The following is a 26,368-nucleotide window of genomic DNA, read 5'->3' as shown; positions in this document are numbered from 1 at the left end:
GGCGCGCTCGCTGCGCGTCCCCTGTGGCCGAAGCGCGATCAGCAAAAGTGGCCACCGGTTTTGCGTCCGATCGCGCTTCTACTCCTAAAAAGTAGCGCATGATCTTGACGCCAAACCGCCTACACTTTGGCGGATCATGCGCGCGCGCGGTGGTCTCCCTCGCGCGCGGGTGGGTCTTAGACCAGTTTTCGGGGCGGCGAAACCCCGAAAAACGCCCATCAACCGGCAATTTTAACCGGTTTTGGCCGGGCCTGCCAACCGCGGGCGAGGTGCACCAGGAGCGAGGCCGCAACGCTCGTGCCGCCGATCCAGCCGAGGTCGGTCGGCGTGAGGGTGGCCAGCACCGCGCCGCCGAGCGCGCCACCGATGGCGAAGCCGAGATACATCGACGAGGCGTTGAGCGAGAGCGCGATTATCGAAGCCTGCGGCTCGATCCTGATAATGCTGGCGAGCTGGGCCGGATAGAATGCCCAGCCCGAGATGCCCCAGAGGAAGATCGCGCCCAGCACCGCGTAATGCGCCTGTCCGGGCATCAGCTTCAGCGCCAGCGAATGCAGGATCAGGGCGGCCGCCATGCCGGTGAGCCCGAGGGCGGCGGTGGCAAGCGTGCCGAGCCGGTCGGCCAGGACGCCGCCAAGCATGTTCCCGATCGCGGCCGCGCCGCCGAACACCAGCAGGGCAAGGCTGATCTGCGAGGCGTCGAAGCCGAGCCCGCGCAGCGGGACTGCGAAATAGGTGAATACCGTGAAGCCGCCCAGCGCCCACAACATCGTGATCAGAAGCGCGACCAGCACGTGGCCGTGGCGTGCCACCGCCAGCCGTTCGCCAAGCGAGGCTGTATTCCGCGGCAGGCCTTTGGGCAGGCCGAGCAGGAGGCCGGCGAGCGCGACGGCACCGATCAGGGCGACCATGGCAAAGGTCGCGCGCCAGCCGAACACGCTGCCGACGAGATTGCCGAGGGGAACGCCGATCACGGTCGCAACAGTCATGCCGGAGGTGACAAGCGCCACGGCGCGGCCGCGGCGCTCGGGTGCAGCGACCGCCACGGACACCGCCATTGCCGTTGGCATGCACAACCCCGAGCCCAGCGCCATCAGCATCCGCGAGGCCAGCAGCAGCGCATAGTTGGATGCGACCATTGCCGCGAGGTTGCCGGCGATGAAGGTGGTCAGCGCCAGGGCCAGCACGGTGCGGCGGTCGATATTGTTGAGCGTTACGGCGAGGATCGGCGAGCCCACCGCATAGGTGAGGGCGTAGGCGGTGACCAATTGGCCCGCAGCCGAGACCGAAATCGAGAGGTCGATGGCGATTGCCGGCAAAAGTCCCGCAATGACAAAGCCTTCCGTGCCGATCGCAAAGGCCGCGAGGGCCAGCCAGAACACGCTCATCGCAAACTCCATGTTCAATGTTTATTGAACTATTGGACGCTGTGCTTCGGGGGTCAATTAGTTCAAGAACTATTGAACTCTGCGGCCCTGCCACTATGCTCTGGACATGAGCCGCACACCTCTCCACCCCACCCGCGAGCAGATCGAGCTGCCGATGGTTCTCGACTGCCTGAGCGATCCGATCCGGCTCGCCATTGTCTACCAGCTCGCCCTGCAAGAACGTGTCAGCAGCGAACTCTGTTGCGGCGACTTCAGCGGGCTCGGCGGCAAGTCGAACCTCGCCTACCACTTCGCCAAGCTGCGCGAATGCGGGTTGATGCAGACGCGCCTGGCGGGAACCAACCGCTTCATGCGGCTGCGCCGCGAGGATCTGGACGCGCGGTTCCCGGGCCTGCTCGACGCGGTGCTCAAATCCGCGGCCAGGGATGCCGGGCGGCTGCAGCTGATGGGCGGATGTGACGTGGTAAAAAAGGTGGATTGAACTCGGGGCGGGCAGTCCGTCTTCGCTTCCGCTGCCGCTCCAGCTACGCCGGACACGCTTCGCCCCTACGGGTCTTGCGTGGCTGCGCCACGCGTAGCCCCACAGGGGCGAAGCGTGGAGACCCGGCCTGGATTTGAACCAGGATAAAGAGCGATGCACCGCTCCCGCGTAGACGCTTCCGCCACCGGGCCGCGACGATCATGACCGATCGGGGGGCGACAGGCCAGCTCGGCTGACCGCTATGCTTAACGGACGAGAGGCGGCCGCGATGAAGGTCATGCGCCAGCGATTATGGCCGATATTGCCGTGGGCGCGCTGGACCGCGAAGTCCGCCGCCTTGAGCCTGGCGGTGATCTCGTCCTCGCTGTAACGCTGCAGCCCGATGCGCGTGCGCAGCTGACGGTAATCCGACAGCGCGGTGCTGATCAGCCCGATCAGCGCATCCTTCAAGAAGCCGTGGCGCAGGCCGAAGCCGAGCAGCGCCATCACGTCCCTGACCATCCCGACATTGGGCTGCAGGATGTCACCAAGCACCAGCTTGCCGGAGGGTTTCAGGATGCGGCGGATGTTGAGGAGGGCGGCATCGAGCTCGTCCGGCGTCATGTATTGCGCGACCGAGTTCATCACGACGAGATCGATCGATTGGTCCTGCATCTTGCGGACGTCGTCGAGCGAGCGGACGCGGATCTTCGTGTTCGGGGCAAACCGCGCGATCAGCCGGCCACGCACGCCCGGCGCGGGCTCGGCCAGGATCAGCTGGCCGCAGGCGGCTGCCACCTGGCTCGCCGACAGCGCTTCCCCGCAGGCATAGTCCAGCACCGTCGCATCGGGCGAGGGGATGTAGCCGATGATGTCGCGCGCAATGATCTGGAAGTGCAAGTCGCGATGCAGCTTGCTGACATAGATCGTATGCGTCGAGTCGTAATAATCGATCCAATCGTCCATGGTATTCGAAGGTCCCGGCCAAACGGTTCCGATGGAGGAACCGGCGCTGCCCGCCTTGCGTTAGGGGTGCGACGGCGCGCCGTCAATGTCCGCGTCCTAACAGGAAGGTTTCCCGTGAGCAAAACCAGCAAGGTCTCGCCCGATCTCGATACCCCCACTGATCTGTCGTCGGATGGCGTCAAGAAGGTCTCGGAGGCGCTCAACGTGCTTCTGGCCGACGCGTTCGCGCTCTATCTCAAGACCAAGAACTTCCACTGGCACATCAGCGGGCGCCACTTCCGGGATTATCATCTGCTGCTCGACGAGCAGTCCGACCAGATCTTCGCCACCACCGACCAGCTCGCCGAGCGCGTCCGCAAGATCGGCGGGACCACGCTGAAGTCGATCGGCCAGGTCGCAAAGCTCCAGACCATCAAGGACAACAACGAGGACTACGTCCCGCCGCGCGAGATGCTGCGCGAGCTGATGCAGGACAACAAGCATGTCGCGGCTGCGATGCGCAAGGCGCACGACGTCTGCGACGAGGCCGGAGACGTCGCCAGCGCCAGCATCCTCGAAAACTTCATCGACGAGACCGAGCGCCGCACCTGGTTCCTGTTCGAGGCAACACGGCAGGAAGGCGGCAACGAGGCGTAGCGAACTGCGTAGGGTGGGTTAGTCTTGCAGAAGCGCGAAGCGCATCTGCAGGGTGTAACCCACCACTGTCTCTGCCCGCGGAAACAGAAGAGCCCACCCTACGGCACCGCCTTTATGGCAACTGCCACAGCCTCATCATCGCTCCATTCTTGCCCGTCACGGGATCGGCCGGCGGCAGCGCAACTTGCGGAATCGTCTTCAGCGCTTCCGCATGGTTCTCCGGCGTCGCCCGCGTGATCTCCATTTTTGCGCCGGGCGGATAGGCCCCGATCACGCAGAAATCACCGCACGCCTTGATGCATTGATGCCCTGTGCCGGCGGGCAGGATCGCGACGTCGCCGGCCTTGAGGTCCAGCTCCCGGCCGCGGTCGCCGCCGAAACGGACGCGGGCGCTGCCGCGCGCGACGCCGAGTACCTCATGCACCGTCGCGTGGTAATGCAGATAATCGTAGACGCCGTTGCGCCAAGTGCCGCCCCAGCCGTTCCCTTCGAACAGGTCTTCGATGGTCGCTTCCGGATGCTTCGGATCGAGCCTTACCGCGCCCTGGTAGACCAGGAACGGGAGGATGTTGTTCGGCACGAGGCCATCGTCCTCGAACACGATGGCGAGCGGCTCGGCATTGTCGCGGACGACGGACATGGGGGCTCCCACTGGCAACCGACCGGAATCAAGAGGGCTCAAGCCCTCTTGTTCCAAACGACACTCCATACGCCGGCTTGACCGAGATCAAGGCGTAGGCGGCCATTGGCGGGCACGCAAATCAAAGCGAAGGAGAGGGAACGCCATGTACGCATCCGAGGTTGCGCAGCGACATTTCTCGGCGGCCGTCGACGAGGCAGAAACAGTCGGGCTCGGGCACGAGGCCGTCTGCCGGGCATTGCTCAATCTGGTGATCTCGAAATATCTGGAGACGAGGTCAGTCGCCGACATCCAGGCGGAGCTGCGCTTCATCGCCGAGAACTGCGATCCCGACACGGACTTCATGTTCATGCGTCCGTGAGGACCGGCCCCGGCGGACTCGTCCGCCGGAGGGAGCTTATGCGCTCTTCTTCTGCCGCATCAAATCGGCGAACCGCTTGAACAGGTAGTGCGAGTCCCGCGGCCCGGGTGAGGCCTCGGGGTGGTATTGCACCGAGAACACCGGCTTGCCGTCGAGCTGGATGCCGCAATTGGAGCCGTCGAACAGCGAGATGTGGGTCTGTGTCGCGCCCTTCGGCAGCGTCGTCTCGTCGACGGCAAAGCCGTGGTTCATCGAGGTGATCTCGACCTTGCCGGTGGTCTCGTCCTTCACCGGATGATTGGCGCCGTGATGGCCCTGATGCATCTTCTTAGTTCTGGCGCCGACGGCGAGGCCCAGCATCTGGTGGCCGAGGCAGATCCCGAAGGTCGGCGTGCCCGACTTGATCACGTCCCGGATCACAGGCACGGCATATTTGCCGGTCGCGGCCGGATCGCCCGGACCGTTGGACAGGAACACGCCGTCCGGCTTCATTGCCAGGATATCTTCGGACGAAGTCGTCGCCGGCACCACCGTCACCTTGCAGCCGACGCCGGCGAGCAGGCGCAGTATGTTGCGCTTGATGCCGTAGTCGATGGCGACGACGTTGAACTCCGGCTTGTCCTGCCGGCCGAAGCCCTGGTCCCACAGCCACGGCGTCTCGTCCCAGGTGAAGCGCTGGCCGGAGGTGACCATCGGCACCAGGTCCATGCCCTCGAGGCCCGGCCATTCGCGCGCTTCTTCCTTCAGGCCATGCAGATCGAACTCGCCGGTCCTGGAATGTGCGATCACCGCGTTGGGCATGCCCTTGGAGCGGATCAGCGCGGTCAGCGCGCGGGTGTCGATGCCGGAGAGGCCGATGATGCCGCGCGCCTTCAGCCAGGCGTCGAGATGCTTGGTGGCACGATAGTTCGAGGGATCGGTGATCGCGGTGCGCAGGATCACGCCGCGCGCGCCTGGCGTCGCGGCCATGTTGACCGTTTCGATGTCGTCCTCGTTGGTGCCGACATTGCCGATATGCGGGAAGGTGAAGGTGATGAGCTGTCCGGCATAGGAGGGATCGGTGAGGATCTCCTCGTAACCGGTCATCGCGGTGTTGAAGCAGACTTCACCGACGGCGTGGCCTTCGGCGCCGAGACCAAAGCCCTCGAGCACCGTGCCGTCGGCAAGCACGAGGAGCGCGGTCGGTTTGTGGTCCGGCCATGCGGGATCGTTGTCATGTTGTGTCATGAGCGCGTTTCATAGTCCCCGCAGACGCCGCCGTCAAAGCGGAGAAGGGCCGATTCACATGCGTTTTTGCATATTTGACAGCCCGTCTGGGGTACTTAAGCTCGGCCGCACAATTTCCGGCAATTTCCTGGGCTTGCGAGGCAATAATGGACCAGACCACCCCGATTCTGCTGGTTCCGGGGCTGGCCTCCTCGGCCCGGATCTACGCCCCTGTCATCCCGGCGCTATGGCGCTCTGGCCCCGTGATGATCGCCAACCACATCCGCGACGACAGCATCGCGGCGATCGCCCGCCGGATCCTCGCCGAGGCGCCGCCGCGCTTCGCCCTCGCCGGCCATTCCATGGGCGGCTACATCGCGCTCGAGATCATGCGCCAGGCGGGCGAGCGGGTGGCCAAGCTCGCGCTGATCAACACGCAGGCGCGGCCCGACACGCCCGAGGCGACCGCGCGTCGCCTGAGCTTGATGGAGCGGGCGAGGCGCGGCGAGCTGCGCGCGATCCGCGAGGAAAGCTTTCCGGAGCTCGTGCATCCGTCCCGGCGCGATGATGCCGATATTCTCAAGCTGGTGCATGCGCAGGACGAGGATGTCGGTATCGACGGCTATCTGCGGCAGCAGACCGCGATCATCGCGCGGTTGGATTCGCGCCCGACGCTTTCAGCCATCAAATGCCCGACGCTGGTGCTGACGGGCGACGCCGACAACACCATCCCGAATGCATTCTCGAAGGAGATGGCCGAAGGCATTGCCGGCGCAAGGCTCGAGATCCTCGATCGTTGCGGGCACCTGCCGCAAGCCGAGCAGCCGGAAGCGACCGTGCGGGCGCTCACCGAATGGCTCGGAACCGAGGTTGTCTCAGGGGCGCGAACGGCCTAGATCAGGCGCTGTATATTCGAGGGGATCACGACCATGCTGCGCGACGACATCAACAATGCGGTCAAGGAGGCCATGAAGGCCAAGGACGAGCGCAAGCTGTCCACGCTGCGCATGGTCAACTCGACCATCAAGAACGCCGACATCGACGCTCGCGGCAGCGGCAAGCCGCCGTTGTCGGACCCCGACATCCTCGCCGTGCTGCAGAAGATGATCAAGCAGCGCCAGGAGGCGGTCGAGCTCTACGACAAGGGCGGCCGCGCCGAGCTCGCAGCCCAGGAGCGCGAGGAGATCGCGGTGATCTCGGCGTATCTGCCGAAGCAGATGTCGGATGAGGACGTGAAGAAGGCGATCGCGGATGCGATCGCCGAGACCGGTGCCGCCGGCATGAAGGACATGGGCAAGGTGATCGCCATGCTGCGCGCGAAATACGCGGGCCAGATGGACTTTGGCAAGGCGTCCGGCTTGGTGAAGGCCGCGCTGTCGGGCTAGGCCGTCATTCCGGGGCGTGCGGAGCACGAGCTATGATGCGCAATTGCGCATCAGAGAATCCATCGTGTCGCCAACTCTGTTGATCAATGGATTCCGGGTTCGCGCTTTGCGCGCCCCGGAATGACAAGAAAGAACAAGGGGAGGCACGATGACCGCCATCAAACCGTTTCGCATCGCCATCAGCGACGACATCCTCACCGACCTCAAATCGCGTCTCGCCCGCACGCGCTGGCCGGAGGCGGAGCTGGTCGACGACTGGAGCCAGGGCGCGCCGCTGAAATGGATCCGCGAGATCTGCGCCTACTGGGCGAATGACTACGACTGGCGGGTGCGCGAGGCGAAGCTCAACCGTTTCGCGCAGTTCACCACCGAGATCGACGGGCTCGACATCCACTTCATCCACGCCCGCTCGAAGGAGCCGTCCGCGCTGCCGCTGATCATCACCCATGGCTGGCCCGGCTCGATCGTCGAATTCCAGAAGGTGATCGCGCCGCTGACCGACCCCGCTGCGCATGGCGGCAATCCCGCGGATGCGTTTCATGTCGTCTGTCCCTCGCTGCCGGGGTTCGGCTTCTCGGCCAAACCCAAGGCGACCGGCTGGGGCGTCGACCGCATCGCCGCGACCTGGGCGAAGCTGATGCAGCGGCTCGGCTATGCGCGCTACGGCGCGCAAGGCGGCGACTGGGGCTCGGCGGTGACGAGCTCTCTCGGCGCGCAGGATGCCGAGCACTGCGCCGGCATCCACATCACGTTGTCCTTCAACTCGCCGCCGCGCATCGAGGGCGAGCCAGCGGCGGACGAGACGCGCGCGCTGGCCGGCCTCAAGCACTATGTCGATCTCGACTCCGGCTATTCCAAGCAGCAATCGACGCGCCCGCAGACGCTCGGCTATGGCCTCACGGATTCCCCGAGCGGGCAGGCGGCCTGGATCCTGGAAAAATTCTGGGCCTGGACCGATTGCAATGGGCATCCCGAAAACATCTTCAGCAGAGACGAGCTGCTCGACAACGTCATGCTCTATTGGGCGACGCAGACGGCGACCTCCTCGGCGCGGCTCTATTGGGAGAGCTTTGGCAAGCGCCGCACCACGCCGATGGTGAAGGTGCCCACGGGCGTCGCCGTGTTCCCCAAGGAGATCATCACCCCGGTGCGGCGCTGGATGGAGCCGAACTTCCCGGTCATCACCCACTGGAGCGAGATGGAGAAGGGCGGGCATTTCGCTGCCTTCGAGCAGCCGGAGCTGTTCGTGCGCGATGTCAGGAAATTCTTCGTGACGGTGCGGTGAGCCTCCGCCGTCATTCCGGACTCGCCCTGCGGGCGCCCCAGAATGACGTCGTGGGGCTTGTCCCGCGCATTTGCGGCTCTAGACTGCGCAGTAACAACAAGACACCGGGAAGACGACCAAGCGCATGCTCACCGAAGCCGCAACCTACGACGAGCTCTACCGCAATTTCCGTTGGGACATCCCGGCGCGCTTCAACATGGCGGAGGCGTGCTGCGATCGCCATGCCGACGGAACGGGGCGGCTCGCGCTGATCTATGTCGACGACAACGGCGCCACCAGCCGCACCTCCTTCGACGAGGTCGCCGAGATGTCGCGCCGCTTTGCCAATGTGCTGAAGGCGGACGGGCTCGTGCGGGGTGACCGCGTCGCGGTATTCCTGTCGCAATCGCTGGAATTGCCGATCGCGCATATGGCAGCGTTCCGCTCCGGCCTGATCTCGATCCCGCTGTTCGCGCTGTTCGGCGAGGACGCGCTGGAGTTTCGCCTGTCGAATTCGCAAGCAAGGGCCATCATCACCGATGAGGCGGGCTGTGAGAAGCTTGCGAAGATCCGCGACCGGTTGCCGGACCTTGAGAATGTCTATGTCGTCGGCGAGCGGGCGCCCGCGGGGACGACGTCGTTCTGGCGCGTGGTGAAGGCCGCATCACCCGAATTCGCGCGGGTCGACACCTCGTGCGATGATCCCGCGCTGATCATCTACACCTCGGGCACCACGGGCAACCCGAAGGGGGCGCTGCATGCGCACCGCGTCGTGCTCGGTCATCTCCCCAATGTCGAGATGTGTCACAACTTCCTGCCGCGCCCCGGCGATCTCATGTGGACGCCGGCGGACTGGGCCTGGATCGGCGGGCTCATCAACGGCCTGTTCGCATTCTGGTATCACGGCATTCCGCTGGTCGGTCACCGCGCGCGAAAGTTCGAGCCGCAGGCGGCGATGCAGATGATGGCCGATCTCGGCGTGCGCAACGTCTTCCTGCCGCCGACGGCGCTGAAGCTGATGCGGCAGGCCGGCGTGAAGCATCCCGGCGTCAAGCTGCGCAGCATATTTACGGGCGGCGAATCGCTCGGTGGCGAACTGCTCGGCTGGGTGCGCGAGACCTTCGGCATCGATGCCCACGAAGTATTCGGCCAGACCGAGTGCAACCTCGTGATCGGCAGCAACTCGAATCTCTTTCCGATCCGCCCGGGTTCGATGGGCAGGGCGACGCCGGGCTTCGACGTCCGCATCGTCGACGACAAGGGCGAGGAATTGCCGCGGGGACAGCGCGGCATCATCGGCGTGCGCCAGCCTTGTCCCGTCACCATGCTCGAATACTGGCGCAATCCGGAGGCGACGGCGAAGAAATATGCCGGCGAGTTCCTGCTGACCGGCGATCTCGGCGTGCAGGACGAGGACGGCTATTTCTGGTATGTCAGCCGCGAGGACGACGTCATCACCACCGCCGGCTATCGCGTCGGTCCCTCCGAGATCGAGCACACGCTGATGAAGCATCCGTCGGTGGCGATGGCTGCCGTCGTCGGCATTCCGGATCCGATCCGCACCGAATCGATCAAGGCCTGGATCGTGCTGCGTCCGGGCTTTGCCGGCAGCGATGCGCTGGCGCGCGAGATCCAGGAGTTCGTCAAGGTGCAGCTCGCAGCCCACGAATACCCGCGCTTCGTGCAGTTCGCCGAGACGCTGCCGATGACGGCGACGGGCAAGGTGCTGCGGCGCGAGCTGCGGGCCAAAGGCTGACATCTTACAAGGGCTAGCTTCCTGCAATGGCAAAGGCGTCTCGAGCCGCGGGACTCCACCGCGCTTCACTCGACAAGCTGCACGATCTGGATGCGGCGCTGGAGCTCATGTATTACGGCTGGCGCGGGATGACGCTGGAGGCCGACGACTATCTCGCCAGGCAGGGCCTGTCGCGTCCGCATCATCGTATCCTCTACGTGGTGGCGCGCCGGCCCGACATCGCGATCGGCGCGCTGATCGAGATCCTCGGCATCTCCAAGCAGGCCGTCAACCGGCCGCTCAATCTGCTCTTGGAGCGCAAGCTTCTGACCTCGAAGCGCTCGCCCGAGCAGCACCGCTCGAAACTGCTGCGCCTGACGGAAGCGGGGCGGCGCATCGAGCAGCGGGCCTCCGACCACGAGCGCAAGGTGCTGCGCGAAGCGTTCGATCGCGCGGGCGCGTCGGGTGCGGCCGGCTGGATGGGCGTGATGGAGGCGATCGCCGACAACAACTGACGGAAATGTAAAGTCAACATGGTTGACATGAGGGGCGAGCTTTGTCACCTTCCCGGCCACGAGCCAGGGAGGATCCGTGTCATGAGCGGACAGGCAATGAATCGGGCGACCGCCGAACGCTTTGTCGCGGCGTGGTGCGCGAATTGGTGCAGGGTCGATATCGACGCGGTCGTCGCGCATTTCGCCGACAACGCGCAGATGCGCAGCCCTCTCGCTCTCACACTGACGGGTTCTCCGACCGTCGCCGGCACAGAGAACATCCGCGCCTACTGGCGGAGGGCCTATGGTCACATCGAAAGCGCCGACCTGAGGATCCTGAGCTGGAGCTGGGACGACACCATCGCGCGACTGACGGTGTGGTGGCAGCTGGGCGATACGCGCGCCAGCGAGTTCATGGATTTTGACGAAACGGGACGCGTCGTGCGCAGCGAAGCCTTTTACGGAAAATAGCCATGCGTCTTTCGGATTTCATCCTGCTTCTCAACACGCTCTGGTTCGTCGGTGCTTTCATCCAGTTCAGCATCGCGCAGGCCAACACGCTGAAGATCCTGCTGCCGCGGGAAGAGCGCAGCAACCCGATCGCGCCGACCCTTGCGGCCAGCGTGGCGTTCCTGGGCGGAATGAATTTGCCGATCGGGCTGCTGTCGCTCTATCTTCTGGCCGCCCGTCCGTCCTTCTTCCAGCCGACCGAAGCGCAGCTCGCGCTGTTCCTGTTCTTCGCCGCCTGCCATTTCAGCCAGTTCGTCTACAACGTCCCGGTCCTGATGCGCGGAGGCCGCGTCGGGGTGGCCTACTGGCCGGTGTTGAAGGGCCCGATGCTCCGGATCTTCGTCATCGACGCGGCCCTGTTCGCGGCCAATCTCGGCGTTGCGCTCCTTTTGGTGTCGCGTGCCTGACCAGCACGATGCTCCAGGCTGAGCAATAGCGGTATCTCCTGACCGCTCAACTCCTGGTGCAAGGATTGAAAGAGCGAGCTAACATCGGCCCCGACAACGCGCGGCGAAGATCGCGTGAGGGAGGAAGCTGATGTCCATCTCGGGCAAGGTCGATCCGGTGGTGCGTCCCGTGGCGGCGACCGACATCGCCGAGGCGCTGGTCGAAGGCCTGCGTGATTTCCAGGCGCTGCCTCTTTACGGTCTCTGCTTCGGCGCGCTCTACGCCGCCGGCGGCATCGCCATCATGCTCTGTCTCACCGCCTTCGGCATGGTCTATCTCGTCTATCCCCTTGCCGCCGGTTTTGCGCTGATCGGGCCGTTCGTGGCGATCGCCCTCTACGAGGTCAGCCGCCGCCGCGAGCGCGGCGAGCCGGTCTCATTCGGTGCGATCTGGTCAGCAATCCGTTCGCGCAGCGAGATCGGCTGGATGGCCTTCGTCACGCTGTTCGTGTTCGTGGTCTGGATGTACCAGGTGCGGCTCCTGATCGCGCTGCTGCTCGGCCTCAATGCCTCGTTCTCGAGCCTGCAGGAATTCATGACGGTGGTGCTGACCACCAACGAGGGCCTGCTGTTCCTCGGCATCGGCAATGCTGTCGGCGCCGTGCTGTCGCTGATCCTGTTCTCGCTGACCGTGGTCTCGTTCCCGCTGCTGCTCGACCGAGAGGTCGACTTCGTCACGGCCATGGTGACGAGCGTGCGCGCCGTTGTCGCGAGCCCGGTGCCGATGATCTCGTGGGCCGCCGTGATCGTGATGCTGCTGATCGTCTCGGCGCTGCCCTACTTTCTCGGGCTGATCGTGACGCTGCCGGTGCTTGGACATGCGACCTGGCACCTTTATCGGCGCCTGGTGGCGCCGGTTCCGCAAATCTGACGTCGTCCCGGCCTTCGCCGGCACGACCGTGTCGCGGCTACGGCGTCTTGATCCCGATCGCCTGCAGCGCGTCGAGCATCCGCTGCGGCGGGCCGAGCTTGACGACCAGCGGCTTGCCCGTCTCAAGCAGGCTCTTGAGGCTGGATAGGATCGCCGGCCAGCCGGAGCGCCCGCCTGCAAGGATGTCGTCACTGAGCGGGCGGTCGTGGCCTTCGCTCATGGTGAGCCGGACCGCATCGCCGACCTGTTCGATCTCGTAGGTGACGAGAGTCGGGCCGAGCTTTTCGACCAGTTCGGGCCAGTTCACGTTGAACGTAACCGAGAGCTTCCGCGGCGGATCGTAGGCGAGAACCTCGCCGCTGATGTGCAGCGCGCCATCAGGCGTGCGCACGATGAACGCGCCGCCAAGGCGAGGCTCGACCTCCACGGCGTTGCCGAAGAAATACTGCTTGCTGAACGCGGCCGAGGTCAGCGCCTCCCATACCTTGTCCGCCGTCGAGGCGATGTAGATGGTGTAAACCGTGAGCGGCTTGAACTGATCGAGGTTCATTTTGCGTCGAATCCCTTGTTGAGGGCCGTGCGGGGGATGGCGAGGACTTTGCCTGTCTCCAGGAGACTCTTGAGTCCGGACAGGATCGCCGGCCAGCCATTGGAGACGGCGCCGTGATATTTGCCGCCCTCGACGAAGCCGTCATGCAGCACGGTCAATCGCACGAGCGAGCCGAAAGGCTCGAGCGTGAATACGACGCGCGAGATCGGCTCGCCGCGAAGCTCCTCGTACTTTTGGTGCTTGAAGCTGTAGGACAGCCGTCGCGGCGGATCGGCCTCCAAGATCTCGCCGGAATCGGTGACCTCGCCGTCGAGCGTGAGCGCGAAGGGGGAGCCGACCTTCCAGTCCGATTTCACTTCGGCGCCGAACCAGTACTGCCTGGTGAACTCGCTCGACGTCAGCGCCTCCCACAGCTTTTCCGGAGTGGTCTCGATATAGCTCACGTAGACGAATTGCGGCTTACTCATCGCGCTTCTCCAACTGGCGTTTCAACTCGCCGAGTGCGGCGAGCTTGCCGCGCTCGAATTTCCGGATCCAGCGTTCGCCGATCTGGTGAATCGGCACCGGGTTGAGGTAGTGCAGCTTCTCGCGCCCGTGCCTGATGGTGGTGACCAGGTTGGCGTCTTCGAGAATGACAAGGTGCTTGGTCACGGCCTGCCGTGTCATCGCAAGTCCCTCGCAGAGCTCGTTCAGCGTCTGGCCATTCCTGGCGTGAAGCCTGTCCAATAGCGAGCGTCGTGACGCATCGGCGAGCGCTTTGAAGACCTCATCCATGGCAGCGATAATAGGCAACCAAATGGTTGCATGTCAAGTCCAGCTTTGCCTAGACAGCGCATGCGGCACCGTCTTCCGTTCCCGTCTCCGCCATGCATTAATGCGCGCAAACCGCAGCGAGTCCTCCCCATGATGTCCATGCAAGCCTATCTCGCCTTCGTCGCCGCCTGCATTGCGCTGGCGCTGCTGCCGGGGCCGATCGTCACTCTCGTCATCGCCAATGGGCTGCGCCACGGCACGCGCGCGGCGCTCACCAACGTTGCCGGCGCGCAGGCCGGCCTTGCCATCGTGATCGGCATCGTCGCGGTCGGCCTCACCTCGCTGATGGCGACCATGGGCTACTGGTTCGACTGGGTGCGCTTTGCCGGCGCCGCTTATCTGGTCTGGCTCGGGATCAAGCTGATCTGGGCGCCGGTCGCGGGCGTCGATCTCGAGGCGGCGCCACCGCCGCCGCGCGGCGGCTTCTTCCTGCAGGGCTTCCTGGTGCTGCTGTCGAACCCGAAGGTGCTGGTGTTCTTCGGCGCCTTCATCCCGCAGTTCATGGACATGAGCCGGCCGCACTTTCCGCAAGTCGCGCTCTTGGGCGCCACCTTCATGGTCACCGCGGTGATGACGGATGCGCTCTATGCCGTCGCCGCCGGGCGCGCCCGAAAGTTCTTCTCGGCCCGCCGCACGCGGATGATGTCGCGCATCTCCGGCGGCTTCATGATCGGCGGCGGCATCTGGCTGGCGCTGACACGGGCGAAGTGAGCATCAAGCATTTCCATCCTTGCGCAGCTCAGCTTCGATCTCGCGAAGGATCCGCGCCAGCCGCTCGGCCCATTGTTGCTGGCCGGTCTCGTCGGTGATCAGGTCCTGGCGGATTTCGATGCCGGTGTTGATCAGCCCGCGCGCCTCGCCGTGGACGGGGATGGTGTAGTCGGTGGTGTCGCTCACCGCGTAAGGCTGGTTGTCGCCGACGACGAGGTCGCTCTCCTTGCGCAGGTGCCGCAGCATCAGCCGCGGCAGTACCGTGTCGCGGTGATAGAGCGTGCCAATGTGCCAGGGTCGCGGATCGCCGTGATAGACGGGCGTGAAGCTGTGCAGCGCCACCAGCACCGTCGGCTCGTCCGCCTGCACGCGCGCATCGATCGCGGCGCCGATCCGGCCGTGATAGGGATCGAAGATCTCGCGCCGGCGCATCTCCTTGGCCGCGGCCGACAGATTCTCGTTGCCGGGGATGGCGGTCGCCTCTGAGATCACGGGGATCGAGCTTGCCGCCGCAGGCGGGCGGTTGCAGTCGATCACGAGGCGCGAATAGCGCTGCGCGACCAGATGCGCGTCGAGCATCGTGGCGAGCCGCTCGGCGACGCCGGCGATGCCGATGTCCCAGGCGATGTGCCTGACAAGCTCGCTTTCAGCGACGCCGAGATCGCCGAGCGCGCGGGGGAGCACCCGCCCGTAATGATCCGCGGTGAGCAGGAAGGGCGATGTCCCTGCTGCATTCACCTCATGCACGGGCGGAATGTCGCCCTCGCCGAGCAGTTGATCGGTCGCCTCGGCTGTGTGCAGGTCCATCCTGATTGCCTATGAAACGATAACGTGTGTAAACGGAGTAGCGGCATCGCACCGACGCCGCAACGTCAGAGCACCATGACCCCCGATCGCCTCTTCGTCTACGGCACCTTGATGCGTGGCTTCGACCATCCGATGGCGCGGCTGCTCGCGGGCCATGCGGAATTCTTGTGGGAAGCGACCTGCCGCGGTCGGCTCGTTCTGGTGAAGCACTATCCGGGATTGCTGCTCTCCGACGCGTCGACGGACCTCGTCCATGGCGAGCTCTTTCGCCTGCACGTGCCGGACGAGTTGCTGCGCGAGCTCGACATGTACGAGGCCTGCGGCGAAGGCTTTCCGGAGCCGACCGAATATCTGCGCCAGCTGGTCGACGTGACGCTGCCTGGCGGCGCCACGGAGAAGGCGTGGACCTACGTCTACAATTGGCCGGTTACGGGCCTGCCGCGCATCGAGTCCGGCCGTTTCCTGGAGCACTAGAGCGTTTTCGAGCGAAGTGGACACCGGTTCGCGTCAAGAAAACGCGTCAAAACAAGAGTCTAGAGCCCCGTTCCGATTCCATCGGAACGGGAAAGGCTCTAAGCCGACAGCACTTCCTTCACCAGGCGCACGTCGACCTCGCGCTCGACATAGGTCCACTCCTCGGTGCCCCTGAGCATCGCCACCAGCTCCTCGAACAGCGCGGCATGCGCGGGGGCGAATTCGAACCAGGTCAGGAAGTCGAAAGGGCCGCCGAGGTCGCGGCAGTGATAGAGCTGGCGCGCGATCGCAGGCAGGAAGCGCAGGCTGCTCGCAATGTGATGCGACTTGTCCTCGAAGATCCTGCGGCGCTCTTCCTGGGTCAGCTCCCACCAGGCCTGCGACTTGCGGATCGGAATCAGCGCAGCGCTCGTTGCCTCCAGCCGGCCGAGACCAGCCTGCGCGGCCACAAGCTGCTGCTTCTCGGGCCGCTCTGTGTAGCGCAAGCTGCTCGCGACACCCACCAGCCGCCACGCATTGCGCGAGGGCACCAGCGGCAATGAGACGGCTTCGCTGTCGGTGACCGACAGCGCCGGCACGAAGGGCAGGGGCTCGCCCGCCACGGGCGAAATCGAGGTCACGCGCCAGCCCCCGCTGTGGCCGCCTCGAAAGGTCCTGAACATGGGGGTATGGAAGCGTGGAACCGGGCGCGGTTCAAGACCTTCTTTCGCCAGCTTTCGCTCCGGCTCAGGCCCGCTTCTTCGGCTTGGCCTTCTGCTGCATGTAGGAGCGCAGCACCGCATTGATGCGCCGCTGATAGCCATCGCCTTCGCGCTTGAAGAAGTCGAGCACGTCCTCGTCGACGCGGATGGAGATGGCTTTCTTCTTAGGGGGGATCACTAGAATCGCGTCCGACCAATCAATATCGATGGGGGCGGCATCAGGATCGTCCGCAACCGCCTTGGCGATGTCTTCGTCGGTCAGAGCATCGACGCGTGCCCAGTCAGTCTTACCCTTGCGGCGATCGCCCCACTTTCGCGTTACGATATTCTCTTTCTTCATTTTTCCTTGCGCGACGTGCTGAGATTATTCGGATAACATTCGCCCGCATCGCAAATACCACGACAACCAATCGATCCTCCGAATAACCTAAAGCGGTCCAGCGCTCCTCATTGTTGCGATCCGATCGGCGAAGAATGATCGGTCCATAAAAAACGTCTGTGGCGTCATCGAAATCGATAGCGTGCTTGGCAAGATTCAGCGCGCATTTCCGATCGTCCCATTCGAACGCTTTAGGTGAAAGGAACTCAAGGTCAGATGCCTCATCGGCCATTTTCTCAATTCCCTGTTCTGAGTCGGCTTCATCTGTTGGTCCTCTTTAGTTGCGCACAATTGCGCTATTCATGTATATACAAACGTATTCTAGTCGTCAAGGCTTGCGAAAGTGTTCGAGGCGCGGGTTCGGCCTGTGAATAGGTCGAATAACCCGGATAAGCCCGACAAACCTGGCCTTTGGCCGGCCCGCACCTATATCCCTGATCCTTCGCCCGACTCACCCGGTTTCGCGCTAGACACACCCCCATGCGCTTCACGCCCCAGTTCCTCGACGAGCTTCGTGCCCGGCTTTCGGTCTCCGAAGTCGTGGGCAAGCGCGTCAAGCTGAAGAAGGCGGGGAGGGAGTGGAAGGGGCTGTCGCCGTTCCAGCAGGAGAAGACGCCGTCCTTCTACGTCAACGACCAGAAGGGTTTTTATCACGACTTCTCCTCCGGCAAGCACGGCGACATCATCACCTTCGTGATGGAGACCGACGGCCTGCCGTTCGCTGAGGCCGTCGAGCGGCTCGCCAGCATGGCGGGCCTGCCGCTGCCGGCGGTGACGCCGGATGCGGCGCGCCAGGAGCAGCGGCGCCGCTCACTGCACGACGTCATGGATCTCGCCGCAAAGTATTTCGCGGAGACATTGGCCTCGCGCGTCGGCGCCAAGGCGCGCGGCTATCTCGCCGACCGCGCCATCTCGCCGGCGACGCAATTGCAGTTCCGCCTCGGCTATGCCCCGCCCGACCGCTTCACGTTGAAGGAGCATCTCGGCAAGCTCGGCGTCTCCGTCGACGACATGGTCGAGACCGGGCTGTTGATTGGCGGCGACGATATCCCCGTGCCGTACGACCGCTTCCGAGATCGCGTGATGTTTCCGATCACCGATTTGCGCGGCCGCGTCATCGCCTTCGGCGGGCGCGCGCTCGATAAGGACGTTCCGGCAAAATACCTGAACTCGCCGGAGACGCCGCTCTTTCACAAGGGCGACAATCTCTACAACCACCAGACCGCGCGCAAGGCGACCCATGACGGCAGCACGCTGATCGTGGTCGAAGGCTATGTCGACGTCATCGCCATGGTCACCGCGGGCTTTGCAGGCAGCGTCGCGCCGCTCGGCACCGCACTCACCGAAAGCCAGCTCGCGCTGCTCTGGAAGATGGCGGACGAGCCGATCCTCTGCTTCGACGGCGACCGCGCCGGACAGAAGGCGGCTTATCGTGCGGCCGACCTCGCGCTGCCGTTTCTCGCGCCGGGCAAGAGCCTGCGCTTCGCGCTGCTGCCGGAAGGGCAGGACCCGGATGATCTCGTGCGCTCCGGCGGGCGCGGCGCGATTGAGGAGGTGATCGCGGCGGCGCGGCCGCTCGCCGACATGATCTGGTCGCGCGAGCTCGAAGGCGGCAATTTCGCCACCCCAGAGCGCCGCGCCGCGCTTGAAGCGCGCATCAAGGAGCTCACGAACGGCATCCGCGATGAGGTGGTGCGGCGCTATTATCGGGACGAATTCGTCGAACGGCTGCAGCGCACCTTCGCGCCTGAAGGTGGGCGCGGCTTTGGCGGCCGGGGCAGTTTCCGCCCCGGCGGCGGCCGGCCATTCCAGCCGAGGGCAGGTGCGAATCGATTCGGCGGCCAAGGGGGCGGCCAAGGGTTTGGCGGCCAGGGGTTCGGCGGCGGCCGCCGCGGCGCACCCGGTCCGACCCCGCTCCCCTCCGGTCCCTACCAGGCGGCGAGCCCCCAGCTGGCGGCAAGCCCGATCATGAAGGGCCAGCGCAGCGCCATCTCCCGCCGGGAGGCCTTGATCCTGCAATGCCTGATCAACCACCCCTGGCTGCTGCATGAGCATCTCGAGGAGGTCGCCGCCCTGGAGCTGGCCCATCCCGAGGCTCACAAGCTCAGGGCGGGCATCATCGCCGCCTTCGCCAACGACCACCACCATTCTCCGGACCCGGAGGAGCAGGCGGAGAAGATGCGCTCCGACCTCGAGAAGGGTGGATTTACCCAGCTATTTCAAAGGGTTGAGCGCTCCATCACCACCGCGGCGGTGTGGGGTGCCCGCGAAGGCGCCGCACGGGACGACGTTCTTGCCACCTGGCATCAGCTGGTTGCCTTGCATCGGCAATGGCATTCACTACTTAGAGAGCTGAAGGACGCCGAGCTGGCCTTGGGGGAGGACCCCAGCGAGGCCAATTTGGCGTGGCTGCGTGACGTCAAGGCTCGGATAGGCGAAGTCGACGGCACCGAAGCCCTGATCGAGGGTTTTGGCGAGCTGTCGGGTCGGTTCCAGAAGAGCATGTGATGAAAGAATCATGCGGACGGCCGGGGCCGGAACCGCTAAAAGACTCGCCAAATCCAAGGTTTGGCGGCAAAAACAGGGTTAATCGAGGCTTAACGGTCTTGTAGCACTTTGGCCCAGAGGCGGCCGCAGGCAGAACAGACGCGTCAGGAATGAATCCGCGCAATCGCTGTTGGCACTACACCTGCATCCGCTGCGACAAAGAGGCTGACGAAGCGTTAGGCAATTCCGGCGAGAGAAAGTTGGGGGTGGCGAGAGATATGTGCGCCGCCCTTTCCGTGTCGAGAGCTGCCGAAGCGAGAGCGTCGAGCAACAGGTTCATGTGAATTCAGGCAGGCGCGGCGAGCGTCTCGCATGAAGCGCGTTTAGGAGCAATGGATGGCCACCAAGGCAAAGACGCTGCAGGCGAAGGACAAGGAAAAAGACGACAAGGCAGCGGATGCGCCGGAGAAGGATTCCCAGGACGCGCCCTCGCCCTTGCTCGACCTGTCCGACGCCGCCGTGAAGAAGATGATCAAGCAGGCCAAGAAGCGCGGCTTCGTGACCTTCGATCAGCTCAACGAAGTCCTGCCGTCCGACCAGACCTCGCCCGAACAGATCGAGGACATCATGTCGATGCTCTCGGACATGGGCATCAACGTCACCGAAGCCGACGACACCGAAGGCGAGGAGGAGAAGGACGAGGGCGACGACGAGACCGATAACGAGCTCGTCGAGGTCACCCAGAAGGCCGTCACCGAGGTCAAGAAGAGCGAGCCGGGCGAGCGCACCGACGATCCCGTGCGCATGTATCTGCGCGAGATGGGCACGGTCGAGCTGCTGTCCCGCGAAGGCGAAATCGCGATCGCCAAGCGCATCGAGGCCGGCCGCGAGGCGATGATCGCGGGCCTCTGCGAAAGCCCGCTGACTTTCCAGGCCATCATCATCTGGCGCGACGAGCTCAACGAAGGCAAGATCTTCCTCCGCGACATCATCGATCTCGAAGCGACCTATGCCGGCCCCGACGCCAAGGGCGGCATGAACACCGCAATGATCGCAGGTCCCGGCGGCGAGACCGGTGAAGCTTCGGCCGAGGGCGGCGAGGCCGCCGCCTCCTCCGCCGCTGCGCCCGCGCATGTCGCCCCGCCCGCCGCGCCCCCGTCGCCGACCCCGTTCCGCGCCGCGCCTGCCGGCGGCGGTGCCGAGGCGGGCGAGGAGAAGGATCCGGGCGAGGCTGCGGCCGAAGCCGACATGGACGACGACGAGTTCGAGAACCAGATGTCGCTCGCGGCGATCGAGGCCGAGCTCAAGCCGAAGGTGGTCGAGATCTTCGACAAGATCGCCGACAGCTACAAGAAGCTGCGCAAGCTTCAGGAGCAGGACATCCAGAACCAGCTCCAGAACGAGTCGCTCTCGCCGCACCAGGAGCGCAAATACAAGAAGCTGAAGGACGAGATCATCGTCGAGGTGAAGTCGCTGCGCCTCAACCAGGCGCGCATCGACAGTCTGGTCGAGCAGCTCTACGACATCAACAAGCGCCTCGTCTCGCATGAAGGCCGCCTGATGCGCCTTGCCGACAGCCACGGCGTCGCGCGCGAGGACTTCCTGCGCAACTACACCGGCTCGGAGCTCGACCCGCGCTGGCTCAACCGCGTCTCGAAGTTGTCGGCCAAGGGCTGGAAGAACTTCGTTCACTATGAGAAGGACCGCATCAAGGACCTTCGCCACGAGGTGCATCAGTTGGCTGCCCTCACCGGTCTCGAGATCGTCGAGTTCCGCAAGATCGTGCACTCCGTGCAGAAGGGCGAGCGCGAGGCACGTCAGGCCAAGAAGGAGATGGTGGAAGCCAACCTCCGTCTCGTGATCTCGATCGCCAAGAAGTACACCAATCGCGGCCTGCAGTTCCTCGACCTGATCCAGGAAGGCAACATCGGCCTGATGAAGGCGGTCGACAAGTTCGAGTACCGCCGTGGCTACAAGTTCTCGACCTACGCCACGTGGTGGATTCGGCAGGCCATCACCCGCTCGATCGCGGACCAGGCCCGCACCATCCGCATCCCCGTGCACATGATCGAGACGATCAACAAGATCGTGCGCACCTCGCGCCAGATGCTCAACGAGATCGGCCGCGAGCCGACCCCGGAAGAGCTCGCCGAAAAGCTCGGCATGCCCCTGGAGAAGGTCCGCAAGGTCCTCAAGATCGCCAAGGAGCCGCTGTCGCTGGAGACCCCGGTCGGCGACGAAGAGGATTCGCATCTCGGCGATTTCATCGAGGACAAGAACGCGATCCTCCCGATCGATGCCGCGATCCAGTCCAATTTGCGCGAGACCACCACCCGCGTGCTGGCCTCGCTCACCCCGCGCGAAGAGCGCGTCCTGCGCATGCGCTTCGGCATCGGCATGAACACCGACCACACGCTGGAAGAAGTCGGCCAGCAGTTCAGCGTGACGCGCGAGCGTATCCGTCAGATCGAAGCGAAGGCGCTGCGCAAGCTGAAGCATCCGTCGAGGAGCCGGAAGCTGCGGAGCTTCCTGGATAATTGATCGTAGTCAGCGATCCAGAACAAAACGGCGGGCCTTGGCTCGCCGTTTTTCTTCTCGTCATTGCGAAGCTGAAAAGCCTACTTTTTCTTCGCCCCCACCCGTTCGATCCGCTTGATTTCCAGCGCGGGCCGGCCGCTCTTCTCGGCGATCTCGCGGTCCTGCTCCATGATGAAGGCGCGGGCGGGTTCGTCGCCGTCGAGGCCGCCGAGCAGTTCGGCGGGCACGCGGCGGTTGGAGCGCTGTGAAGCGTCTTCATAGACGACGTTGAAGAAGGCGAATTCGCCTTTGGGGTTGGTTCCGGGTTTTTTGGCCATGGCGGCTTGTCGTCGATCAGGACGCCGCAGTCAAATGACTTTGGCGGTCGTCGGCATGGAGCCGCGGCCTCGCGGAACTCCCCGCGCCGTCGGATCGACGAAACCCTTTTGCAGGAGGGAAGCGCCCGGCGCTTCGCAAGATCCGATGCGGAACCCTCGATAAACGGCGGGCCGCGAAGCCCGCCGTTTATTCTTGGTCTTCAGCGTCGCCGGGGCTGGCAGGGCGACAACCTAAAATAGAATGCTAATGCCTTCGCCATACGATGGCAAGGTAAATCGTGAGCGCGTTGATGTCGCAGCGTGCGCATCAGACATGCGTCGATCACGCGCGCCGCCGTCACGCGTTTCGAACGTAGTTAGTTGGACAGTCGAAATACTTTGTTCATTTTGTTGGCTCTCGCAATGCAGCGAGAACGCTTCGCCTTGTAGGAAAGTGCGTTGGCCTGCACGCCTTCCCGCCTGCGAGCAGCCTACGTGATAACAGATGTTACAGGCGTGCGCCGTGCGACGTGCATGTCACCTTGTCCGCGTGCGCTGCACCACTTCCCGCACGGCGAGCCGCGATCCGTGGCCGCCGCCTTTGTCGCCGTCCTCCTTGCGTCCCTGCGCCATGATCGCGCTGCCCATCGCGGCCGAGCCGAAGGTGATGAGGAAGGAGGCGAGCAGCAGGAGAAGCGCAACGCCGGGCGCGCGATCGGCGAAGATCAGCTCGCGCAAATGTCCGGGGTTGAGCCAGAGCAGGCCGCCGACCAGCAGCGCGGCGGCGCAGGCGCCGATCGTGAGGTTGATGGCGAGCAGGCGGAACAGGGGGATGCGCAGGAGAGTGGGGCGAGGTGGTTGAGCGGGCTGATGGTCGGACATGGTTGATCGCTTCGTGCTGGCTCGACACATCGCGCGACGGCGCTGCGCAAGAGGAGGGGTGGCGGACCACTCGTCTCATGCGGCAGCGTCGCGGCCTTTGGGACTCAATCCTCGGAAGCCCACCGCATCCCGCCGTCAGGCCGCCGGCGCCGGGTGGCCCGCCTCGCTCGCCTGCGCCGCCTGCTGGCGCTCCATCATGGTCTGCCACAGCGTTGCGATGCTCTCTTGCGTCTGCGGGGCGATCAGGCAATGGCCCTCATTGTCGAAGCCGCAGAACCGCACCGACGCGTCCTTCTTCACCTCGGTCAGCGCCTGGTTGATCATCTCCAGGCACGTCATGACCTGGCCGACGTCCTGCAGGCGCGTGTGATGCAGGATGTCCATCAGGCGGAACGTCATCACCGCGGGGCGGCCGAAGCTGATGCCGGGGCGGCCGAGCTCGAACAGCACGTTCACCGCAGGAAGCACGCCGCGGATGTGCTCGAGCACGCCGGCCATGTCTTCCACGCTGCAGGCGACGAGATGGGCAGCCTGCGGCGGCGCGGCCACCGGCGTCGGTGGCGCAAGGCCGAGCGCGGCGATCACCTCCTGCTCGATCCATTGCCGCACCGGGGCGGGGGCATTGCGGATCTGCTCGGAGGTCAAGGTAATTCCGGTCATGTGAGGTCTCCTGTTTGCCTCAATCTAGAAAACACGGCGTGGGACGGTTTGATGCGGATCAAGCCTTGCGCCTCAAGCCTTGCGCCTCAAGGTCTCGCGCTTCAAGGTCTCGCGCTTTGACGCTCGCAGCGTTCCCGGGCATGATCACCAGCTGCTTCGCGCCAGGATTTTGGGGGGATTGCTTCCACATGCCGAGACTGCTTCTCGCCGCCGCCTTCGTCATTTGTCTGGCCAGCGGGTCGGCGCAGGCCGCGCGCTGCGGCGGTGATTTCGATAGTTTTATCGCCGGCATGGCGCAGGAAGCGCAGGCCGCCGGCGTCTCGGCGAGCGTGACCAATGCCGCGCTCAGCGGCGTGACGCAGGATGGCGCCGTGCTCGCCTTCGACCGGCGCCAGCGCTACACCTTCAAGAAGAGCTTCGAGCAGTACGTCTCGACGCGCGTCGGCCCCGGCCGCATCAATGGCGGCCGCGCGATGCTGCAGCGTCACGCGGCGTTGCTGTCGCGCATCGAGCAGCAATTCGGCGTGCCCCGCTATATCCTGGTCGCGATCTGGGGGCTGGAGAGCGATTTCGGCAAGGGCGACACCGGCAAGCTGCCGGTGATCCGCACGCTGGCGACGCTCGCGCATGATTGCCGCCGCACCGATCTGTTCCAGGGCGAACTGCTCGCCGCGCTCAAGATCGTGCAGCGCGGCGACCTGCCGCTGCGCGACCTCATCGGCGCCTATGCCGGCGAGATCGGCCAGACCCAGTTCCTGCCGTCGTCCTACGTTAAATACGGCGTCGATTTCGACGGCGACGGCCATGTCGACCTTCGCCACAGCGTTCCCGACGTGCTCGCCTCGACCGCGAACCTCCTGCACACCAACGGCTTCAAGATGGGCCAGCCCTATGGCGAAGGCACCGCCAATTTCGAGGCGATGCGGGAGTGGAACAGGGCGGTGGTCTACCGCAAGACCATCGGGTATTTCGCCGACCGGCTGGCGGGGCAGTGAGGAGCCACATACTCGCTGTCATCCTCGCTGTCATCGCCCGGCTTGCCGCCTTTGCTGAAGCTTCGGCGTGCCGAGCGTCCGTGTGGGCCTCGGCGTAGCCTTGGCGGAGCCGGGACCGGGCGATCCAGTACGCCGAGACAGTCGTGGTTCAATCGAGAAGCCGCGGCGCGCTGGATTCCCCGCTTTCGCGGTGAATGACAGCGGAGTGTGAACGTGTGTTGTTGCGCCCCTGACTCTTTCCCCGTCCCCTTCGCCATCTTCTCCAGCCGCCGCTGCAACGGCGCCCACGACGTCCCAAAGGCCGAAGCGCTGCAACAGGTCCATGAAACGGGCGTCGTTGCCGATCAGGATGATGCGCAGCGCGGCGTCCTTCGGCGAATTCCCCCCGTCGAGTCCCCAATCGTGGAACCATGAATTACTTTTTTGAAATCAGACCGAACCGTTGCCGGCCTCGGCTTTTAACATCTGTTGTAGAGGCATGCATTGGGAGCCGCCGATGGGACAGGCAGAACCATTTCGCGCGACAGTGCTCATCGTTGAAGACGACGTCATGCAGCGGGAGATGCTTTGCGTTCTGCTGGAACAGAGCGGCTACCGGGTGATCCAGTGCGAAAGCGCCGAGGCGGCCGAGCGCGTCCTCGACACGAGCGCCGGCACGCTCTGTCTGATGCTGACCGACGTCCAGCTCGCCGGCCGCATGAGCGGCGTCGAGCTCGCGCACGTCGCCAAGCACCGCAATCCGAAGCTCGATGTCGTCGTCACCTCCGGCCGTCCCTTGAAGCAGCCCTTGCCCGATGGCGCCAAGTTCTGGGCCAAACCCTGGGCGCCGCTCGACGTGCTGCGCGAGGCCGAGATCGCCCAGCGGTCCTGATGGCTGCCCCGCGGGCTCGCTTTCTCGCCGCGAGCCGCGGTGGTAGGGTCCGACCATGACCCTGTCCTTCCTGCTCACCTCGCTCATCGTCGTCGCTTCTCCGGGCACCGGCGTGCTCTACACCCTGGCCGCGGCGCTGACCCGCGGCTCGCGGGCCAGCATGGCCGCCGCCTTCGGCTGCACGCTCGGCATCGTGCCGCACATGGTGGCGGCGATGCTCGGCCTTGCCGCCGTGCTCCACACCAGCGCGCTCGCCTTCGCCGCGCTGAAATGGTGCGGCGTCGGCTATCTGCTCTACATGTCCTGGCAGGCGCTGCGCGAGACGGGGTCGCTGGCGGTTGACGGCGAGATCAAGCAGCGTTCGAGCGGCCGCGTCATCGTCACCGGCCTTCTGATCAACATCCTCAATCCAAAACTGTCGATCTTCTTCCTCGCCTTCCTGCCGCAGTTCATCGCAACGGACGAGGCTCACGTGCTGGCGCGCATGCTGGAATTGAGCGGCGCCTTCATGGCGATGACCTTTGCGGTGTTCGTCCTCTACGGCCTCTGCGCCGCCTCGGTGCGCGAGCGCGTCATCTCCCGTCCGCGCGTCATGGCCTGGCTGCGGCGGAGTTTTGCGGCAGGGTTTGCCGCGCTCGGTGCCAAGCTGGCGTTCGCCGAGCGGTAGGTGCCTCTTCAGGGAGTGAGAGAGCGGAGTTCGAAAAGCCAACAAATAAAAAAGCGGGCCTGTTGCCCGCCACCTTCAACCCCGATCGAGGTTACCCGACGCCCGGGCGGAGCGAGACTCCACCCGGGCAAAGAAACAGAAGCCTCGTTACTTCTTCTTCGCCTTCTTGGCCTTT

The 26,368-nt window shown here is 64.5% G+C and carries 32 protein-coding genes and 1 pseudogene; 18 read left to right on the top strand and 15 right to left on the bottom strand.

The features are described from left to right. Window positions 1–218: 218 nt before the first annotated feature. Window positions 219–1,388, bottom strand: a complete 1,170-nt coding sequence (locus XH87_RS24420) for an MFS transporter (protein ID WP_271589229.1) — start codon at window positions 1,386–1,388, stop codon at window positions 219–221. A 106-nt stretch (window positions 1,389–1,494) separates the two neighbouring features. Here XH87_RS24420 and XH87_RS24415 point away from each other — a divergent pair, with 106 nt between their 5' ends. Beyond that, window positions 1,495–1,869 carry an ArsR/SmtB family transcription factor gene (locus tag XH87_RS24415; RefSeq protein WP_271589228.1) on the top strand — a complete coding sequence of 125 codons (375 nt, stop codon included), beginning with the start codon at window positions 1,495–1,497 and terminating at the stop codon, window positions 1,867–1,869. Between the two features lie 198 nt (window positions 1,870–2,067). On the opposite strand, the gene XH87_RS24410 is transcribed toward XH87_RS24415, so the two are convergent. After that, the gene (locus XH87_RS24410; protein ID WP_271589227.1) at window positions 2,068–2,814 is read right to left on the bottom strand and encodes a class I SAM-dependent methyltransferase; all 747 of its coding nucleotides are present in this window, start codon (window positions 2,812–2,814) and stop codon (window positions 2,068–2,070) included. 114 nt (window positions 2,815–2,928) lie between these two features. Between XH87_RS24410 and XH87_RS24405 the strand changes: the two genes are divergently transcribed. Then, complete coding sequence (locus tag XH87_RS24405; protein ID WP_035710304.1) at window positions 2,929–3,450, top strand: Dps family protein; 522 nt, start codon at window positions 2,929–2,931, stop codon at window positions 3,448–3,450. 112 nt (window positions 3,451–3,562) lie between these two features. Here XH87_RS24405 and XH87_RS24400 read toward each other — a convergent pair whose 3' ends face one another. Beyond that, entirely contained in the window at window positions 3,563–4,090 is a 528-nt protein-coding gene (locus XH87_RS24400) for a hypothetical protein (protein WP_271589226.1), read from the bottom strand. A gap of 145 nt (window positions 4,091–4,235) precedes the next feature. Here XH87_RS24400 and XH87_RS24395 point away from each other — a divergent pair, with 145 nt between their 5' ends. Then, window positions 4,236–4,451, top strand: coding sequence for a hypothetical protein (locus XH87_RS24395; protein WP_271589225.1), 216 nt, complete (start codon window positions 4,236–4,238; stop codon window positions 4,449–4,451). Window positions 4,452–4,487: 36 nt separating this feature from the next. Here the strand turns inward: XH87_RS24395 and carA are convergent, their stop codons facing one another. Beyond that, window positions 4,488–5,678 carry a glutamine-hydrolyzing carbamoyl-phosphate synthase small subunit gene (gene carA / locus XH87_RS24390; RefSeq protein WP_035714496.1) on the bottom strand — a complete coding sequence of 397 codons (1,191 nt, stop codon included), beginning with the start codon at window positions 5,676–5,678 and terminating at the stop codon, window positions 4,488–4,490. Window positions 5,679–5,824: 146 nt separating this feature from the next. On the opposite strand from carA, the gene XH87_RS24385 reads away from it, so the two are divergent. From XH87_RS24385 to XH87_RS24350, 8 genes are all read left to right on the top strand, one after another. Continuing rightward, window positions 5,825–6,553, top strand: coding sequence for an alpha/beta fold hydrolase (locus XH87_RS24385; protein WP_271589224.1), 729 nt, complete (start codon window positions 5,825–5,827; stop codon window positions 6,551–6,553). A gap of 33 nt (window positions 6,554–6,586) precedes the next feature. Next, a complete protein-coding gene (locus XH87_RS24380) occupies window positions 6,587–7,042 on the top strand; it encodes a GatB/YqeY domain-containing protein (protein ID WP_271589223.1) in 456 nt (151 codons plus the stop codon). A 148-nt stretch (window positions 7,043–7,190) separates the two neighbouring features. After that, on the top strand, window positions 7,191–8,327 hold the full coding sequence (locus XH87_RS24375; RefSeq protein WP_271589222.1) for an epoxide hydrolase family protein: 1,137 nt from the start codon (window positions 7,191–7,193) through the stop codon (window positions 8,325–8,327). A 124-nt stretch (window positions 8,328–8,451) separates the two neighbouring features. Further along, the gene (locus XH87_RS24370) at window positions 8,452–10,062 is read left to right on the top strand and encodes an acyl-CoA synthetase (RefSeq protein WP_271589221.1); all 1,611 of its coding nucleotides are present in this window, start codon (window positions 8,452–8,454) and stop codon (window positions 10,060–10,062) included. A 26-nt stretch (window positions 10,063–10,088) separates the two neighbouring features. After that, entirely contained in the window at window positions 10,089–10,556 is a 468-nt protein-coding gene (locus tag XH87_RS24365; protein WP_271589220.1) for a MarR family transcriptional regulator, read from the top strand. An 81-nt stretch (window positions 10,557–10,637) separates the two neighbouring features. Continuing rightward, a complete protein-coding gene (locus XH87_RS24360; RefSeq protein WP_271589219.1) occupies window positions 10,638–11,006 on the top strand; it encodes a nuclear transport factor 2 family protein in 369 nt (122 codons plus the stop codon). 2 nt (window positions 11,007–11,008) lie between these two features. Further along, window positions 11,009–11,452, top strand: coding sequence for a hypothetical protein (locus XH87_RS24355; protein ID WP_035714516.1), 444 nt, complete (start codon window positions 11,009–11,011; stop codon window positions 11,450–11,452). A gap of 130 nt (window positions 11,453–11,582) precedes the next feature. Then, window positions 11,583–12,362 carry a DUF2189 domain-containing protein gene (locus XH87_RS24350; RefSeq protein WP_158671478.1) on the top strand — a complete coding sequence of 260 codons (780 nt, stop codon included), beginning with the start codon at window positions 11,583–11,585 and terminating at the stop codon, window positions 12,360–12,362. Window positions 12,363–12,399: 37 nt separating this feature from the next. On the opposite strand, the gene XH87_RS24345 is transcribed toward XH87_RS24350, so the two are convergent. Genes XH87_RS24345 through XH87_RS24335 form a run of 3 tightly spaced genes read right to left on the bottom strand, consistent with a single transcriptional unit; the run spans window position 12,400 to window position 13,686 of the window. Then, window positions 12,400–12,912, bottom strand: a complete 513-nt coding sequence (locus XH87_RS24345) for an SRPBCC family protein (RefSeq protein ID WP_271589218.1) — start codon at window positions 12,910–12,912, stop codon at window positions 12,400–12,402. Next, window positions 12,909–13,379, bottom strand: coding sequence for an SRPBCC family protein (locus tag XH87_RS24340; protein ID WP_271589217.1), 471 nt, complete (start codon window positions 13,377–13,379; stop codon window positions 12,909–12,911). Before XH87_RS24340 ends, XH87_RS24345 begins: the two co-directional genes overlap by 4 nt. Beyond that, window positions 13,372–13,686 carry an ArsR/SmtB family transcription factor gene (locus tag XH87_RS24335; protein ID WP_035714529.1) on the bottom strand — a complete coding sequence of 105 codons (315 nt, stop codon included), beginning with the start codon at window positions 13,684–13,686 and terminating at the stop codon, window positions 13,372–13,374. The genes XH87_RS24340 and XH87_RS24335 overlap by 8 nt, the downstream gene beginning before the upstream one ends. A 129-nt stretch (window positions 13,687–13,815) precedes the next feature. Between XH87_RS24335 and XH87_RS24330 the strand changes: the two genes are divergently transcribed. Beyond that, a complete protein-coding gene (locus XH87_RS24330; protein WP_271589216.1) occupies window positions 13,816–14,436 on the top strand; it encodes a LysE family translocator in 621 nt (206 codons plus the stop codon). A 3-nt stretch (window positions 14,437–14,439) separates the two neighbouring features. Here the strand turns inward: XH87_RS24330 and XH87_RS24325 are convergent, their stop codons facing one another. Beyond that, window positions 14,440–15,243: an N-formylglutamate amidohydrolase gene (locus XH87_RS24325; RefSeq protein ID WP_158671476.1), complete on the bottom strand. Its 804-nt coding sequence runs from the start codon at window positions 15,241–15,243 to the stop codon at window positions 14,440–14,442. 75 nt (window positions 15,244–15,318) lie between these two features. Between XH87_RS24325 and XH87_RS24320 the strand changes: the two genes are divergently transcribed. Continuing rightward, on the top strand, window positions 15,319–15,717 hold the full coding sequence (locus XH87_RS24320; RefSeq protein WP_271589215.1) for a gamma-glutamylcyclotransferase family protein: 399 nt from the start codon (window positions 15,319–15,321) through the stop codon (window positions 15,715–15,717). Between the two features lie 98 nt (window positions 15,718–15,815). Here the strand turns inward: XH87_RS24320 and XH87_RS24315 are convergent, their stop codons facing one another. The 3 genes from XH87_RS24315 to XH87_RS24305 all read right to left on the bottom strand — a co-directional run bounded on the left by XH87_RS24315 (window position 15,816) and on the right by XH87_RS24305 (window position 17,029). Next, window positions 15,816–16,379 (bottom strand): chlorite dismutase family protein, encoded by a 564-nt coding sequence (locus XH87_RS24315; RefSeq protein WP_271589214.1) that lies wholly within the window; start codon window positions 16,377–16,379, stop codon window positions 15,816–15,818. A 64-nt stretch (window positions 16,380–16,443) separates the two neighbouring features. Beyond that, the gene (locus XH87_RS24310) at window positions 16,444–16,758 is read right to left on the bottom strand and encodes a BrnA antitoxin family protein (protein WP_271589213.1); all 315 of its coding nucleotides are present in this window, start codon (window positions 16,756–16,758) and stop codon (window positions 16,444–16,446) included. After that, entirely contained in the window at window positions 16,706–17,029 is a 324-nt protein-coding gene (locus XH87_RS24305) for a BrnT family toxin (protein WP_271589212.1), read from the bottom strand. The genes XH87_RS24310 and XH87_RS24305 overlap by 53 nt, the downstream gene beginning before the upstream one ends. Window positions 17,030–17,277: 248 nt before the next feature. On the opposite strand from XH87_RS24305, the gene dnaG reads away from it, so the two are divergent. After that, window positions 17,278–19,305 (top strand): DNA primase, encoded by a 2,028-nt coding sequence (gene dnaG / locus XH87_RS24300; protein ID WP_271589211.1) that lies wholly within the window; start codon window positions 17,278–17,280, stop codon window positions 19,303–19,305. Window positions 19,306–19,680: 375 nt separating this feature from the next. Further along, a complete protein-coding gene (rpoD, locus tag XH87_RS24295; protein WP_035714558.1) occupies window positions 19,681–21,825 on the top strand; it encodes an RNA polymerase sigma factor RpoD in 2,145 nt (714 codons plus the stop codon). Between the two features lie 77 nt (window positions 21,826–21,902). On the opposite strand, the gene XH87_RS24290 is transcribed toward rpoD, so the two are convergent. From XH87_RS24290 to XH87_RS24280, 3 genes are all read right to left on the bottom strand, one after another. Continuing rightward, a complete protein-coding gene (locus XH87_RS24290) occupies window positions 21,903–22,139 on the bottom strand; it encodes a hypothetical protein (RefSeq protein WP_271589210.1) in 237 nt (78 codons plus the stop codon). A gap of 516 nt (window positions 22,140–22,655) precedes the next feature. Further along, entirely contained in the window at window positions 22,656–23,000 is a 345-nt protein-coding gene (locus tag XH87_RS24285; protein WP_271589209.1) for a hypothetical protein, read from the bottom strand. 135 nt (window positions 23,001–23,135) lie between these two features. Next, the gene (locus XH87_RS24280) at window positions 23,136–23,660 is read right to left on the bottom strand and encodes a hypothetical protein (protein WP_271589208.1); all 525 of its coding nucleotides are present in this window, start codon (window positions 23,658–23,660) and stop codon (window positions 23,136–23,138) included. Window positions 23,661–23,848: 188 nt separating this feature from the next. On the opposite strand from XH87_RS24280, the gene XH87_RS24275 reads away from it, so the two are divergent. Next, window positions 23,849–24,655, top strand: a complete 807-nt coding sequence (locus tag XH87_RS24275; RefSeq protein ID WP_271589207.1) for a lytic murein transglycosylase — start codon at window positions 23,849–23,851, stop codon at window positions 24,653–24,655. Between the two features lie 245 nt (window positions 24,656–24,900). Here XH87_RS24275 and XH87_RS24270 read toward each other — a convergent pair. Next, window positions 24,901–25,033 (bottom strand): annotated as a pseudogene (locus XH87_RS24270) (acetoin dehydrogenase); the annotation flags it as partial. 118 nt (window positions 25,034–25,151) lie between these two features. Here XH87_RS24270 and XH87_RS24265 point away from each other — a divergent pair. Beyond that, entirely contained in the window at window positions 25,152–25,526 is a 375-nt protein-coding gene (locus XH87_RS24265) for a response regulator (protein WP_271589206.1), read from the top strand. A 55-nt stretch (window positions 25,527–25,581) separates the two neighbouring features. After that, window positions 25,582–26,193, top strand: coding sequence for a LysE family translocator (locus tag XH87_RS24260; RefSeq protein WP_271589205.1), 612 nt, complete (start codon window positions 25,582–25,584; stop codon window positions 26,191–26,193). Window positions 26,194–26,368 lie beyond the last annotated feature (175 nt).

The organism is Bradyrhizobium sp. CCBAU 53415, from assembly GCF_028128735.1.
Taxonomy (GTDB): domain Bacteria; phylum Pseudomonadota; class Alphaproteobacteria; order Rhizobiales; family Xanthobacteraceae; genus Bradyrhizobium.
This window is presented reverse-complemented; position numbering and strand designations above follow the sequence as displayed.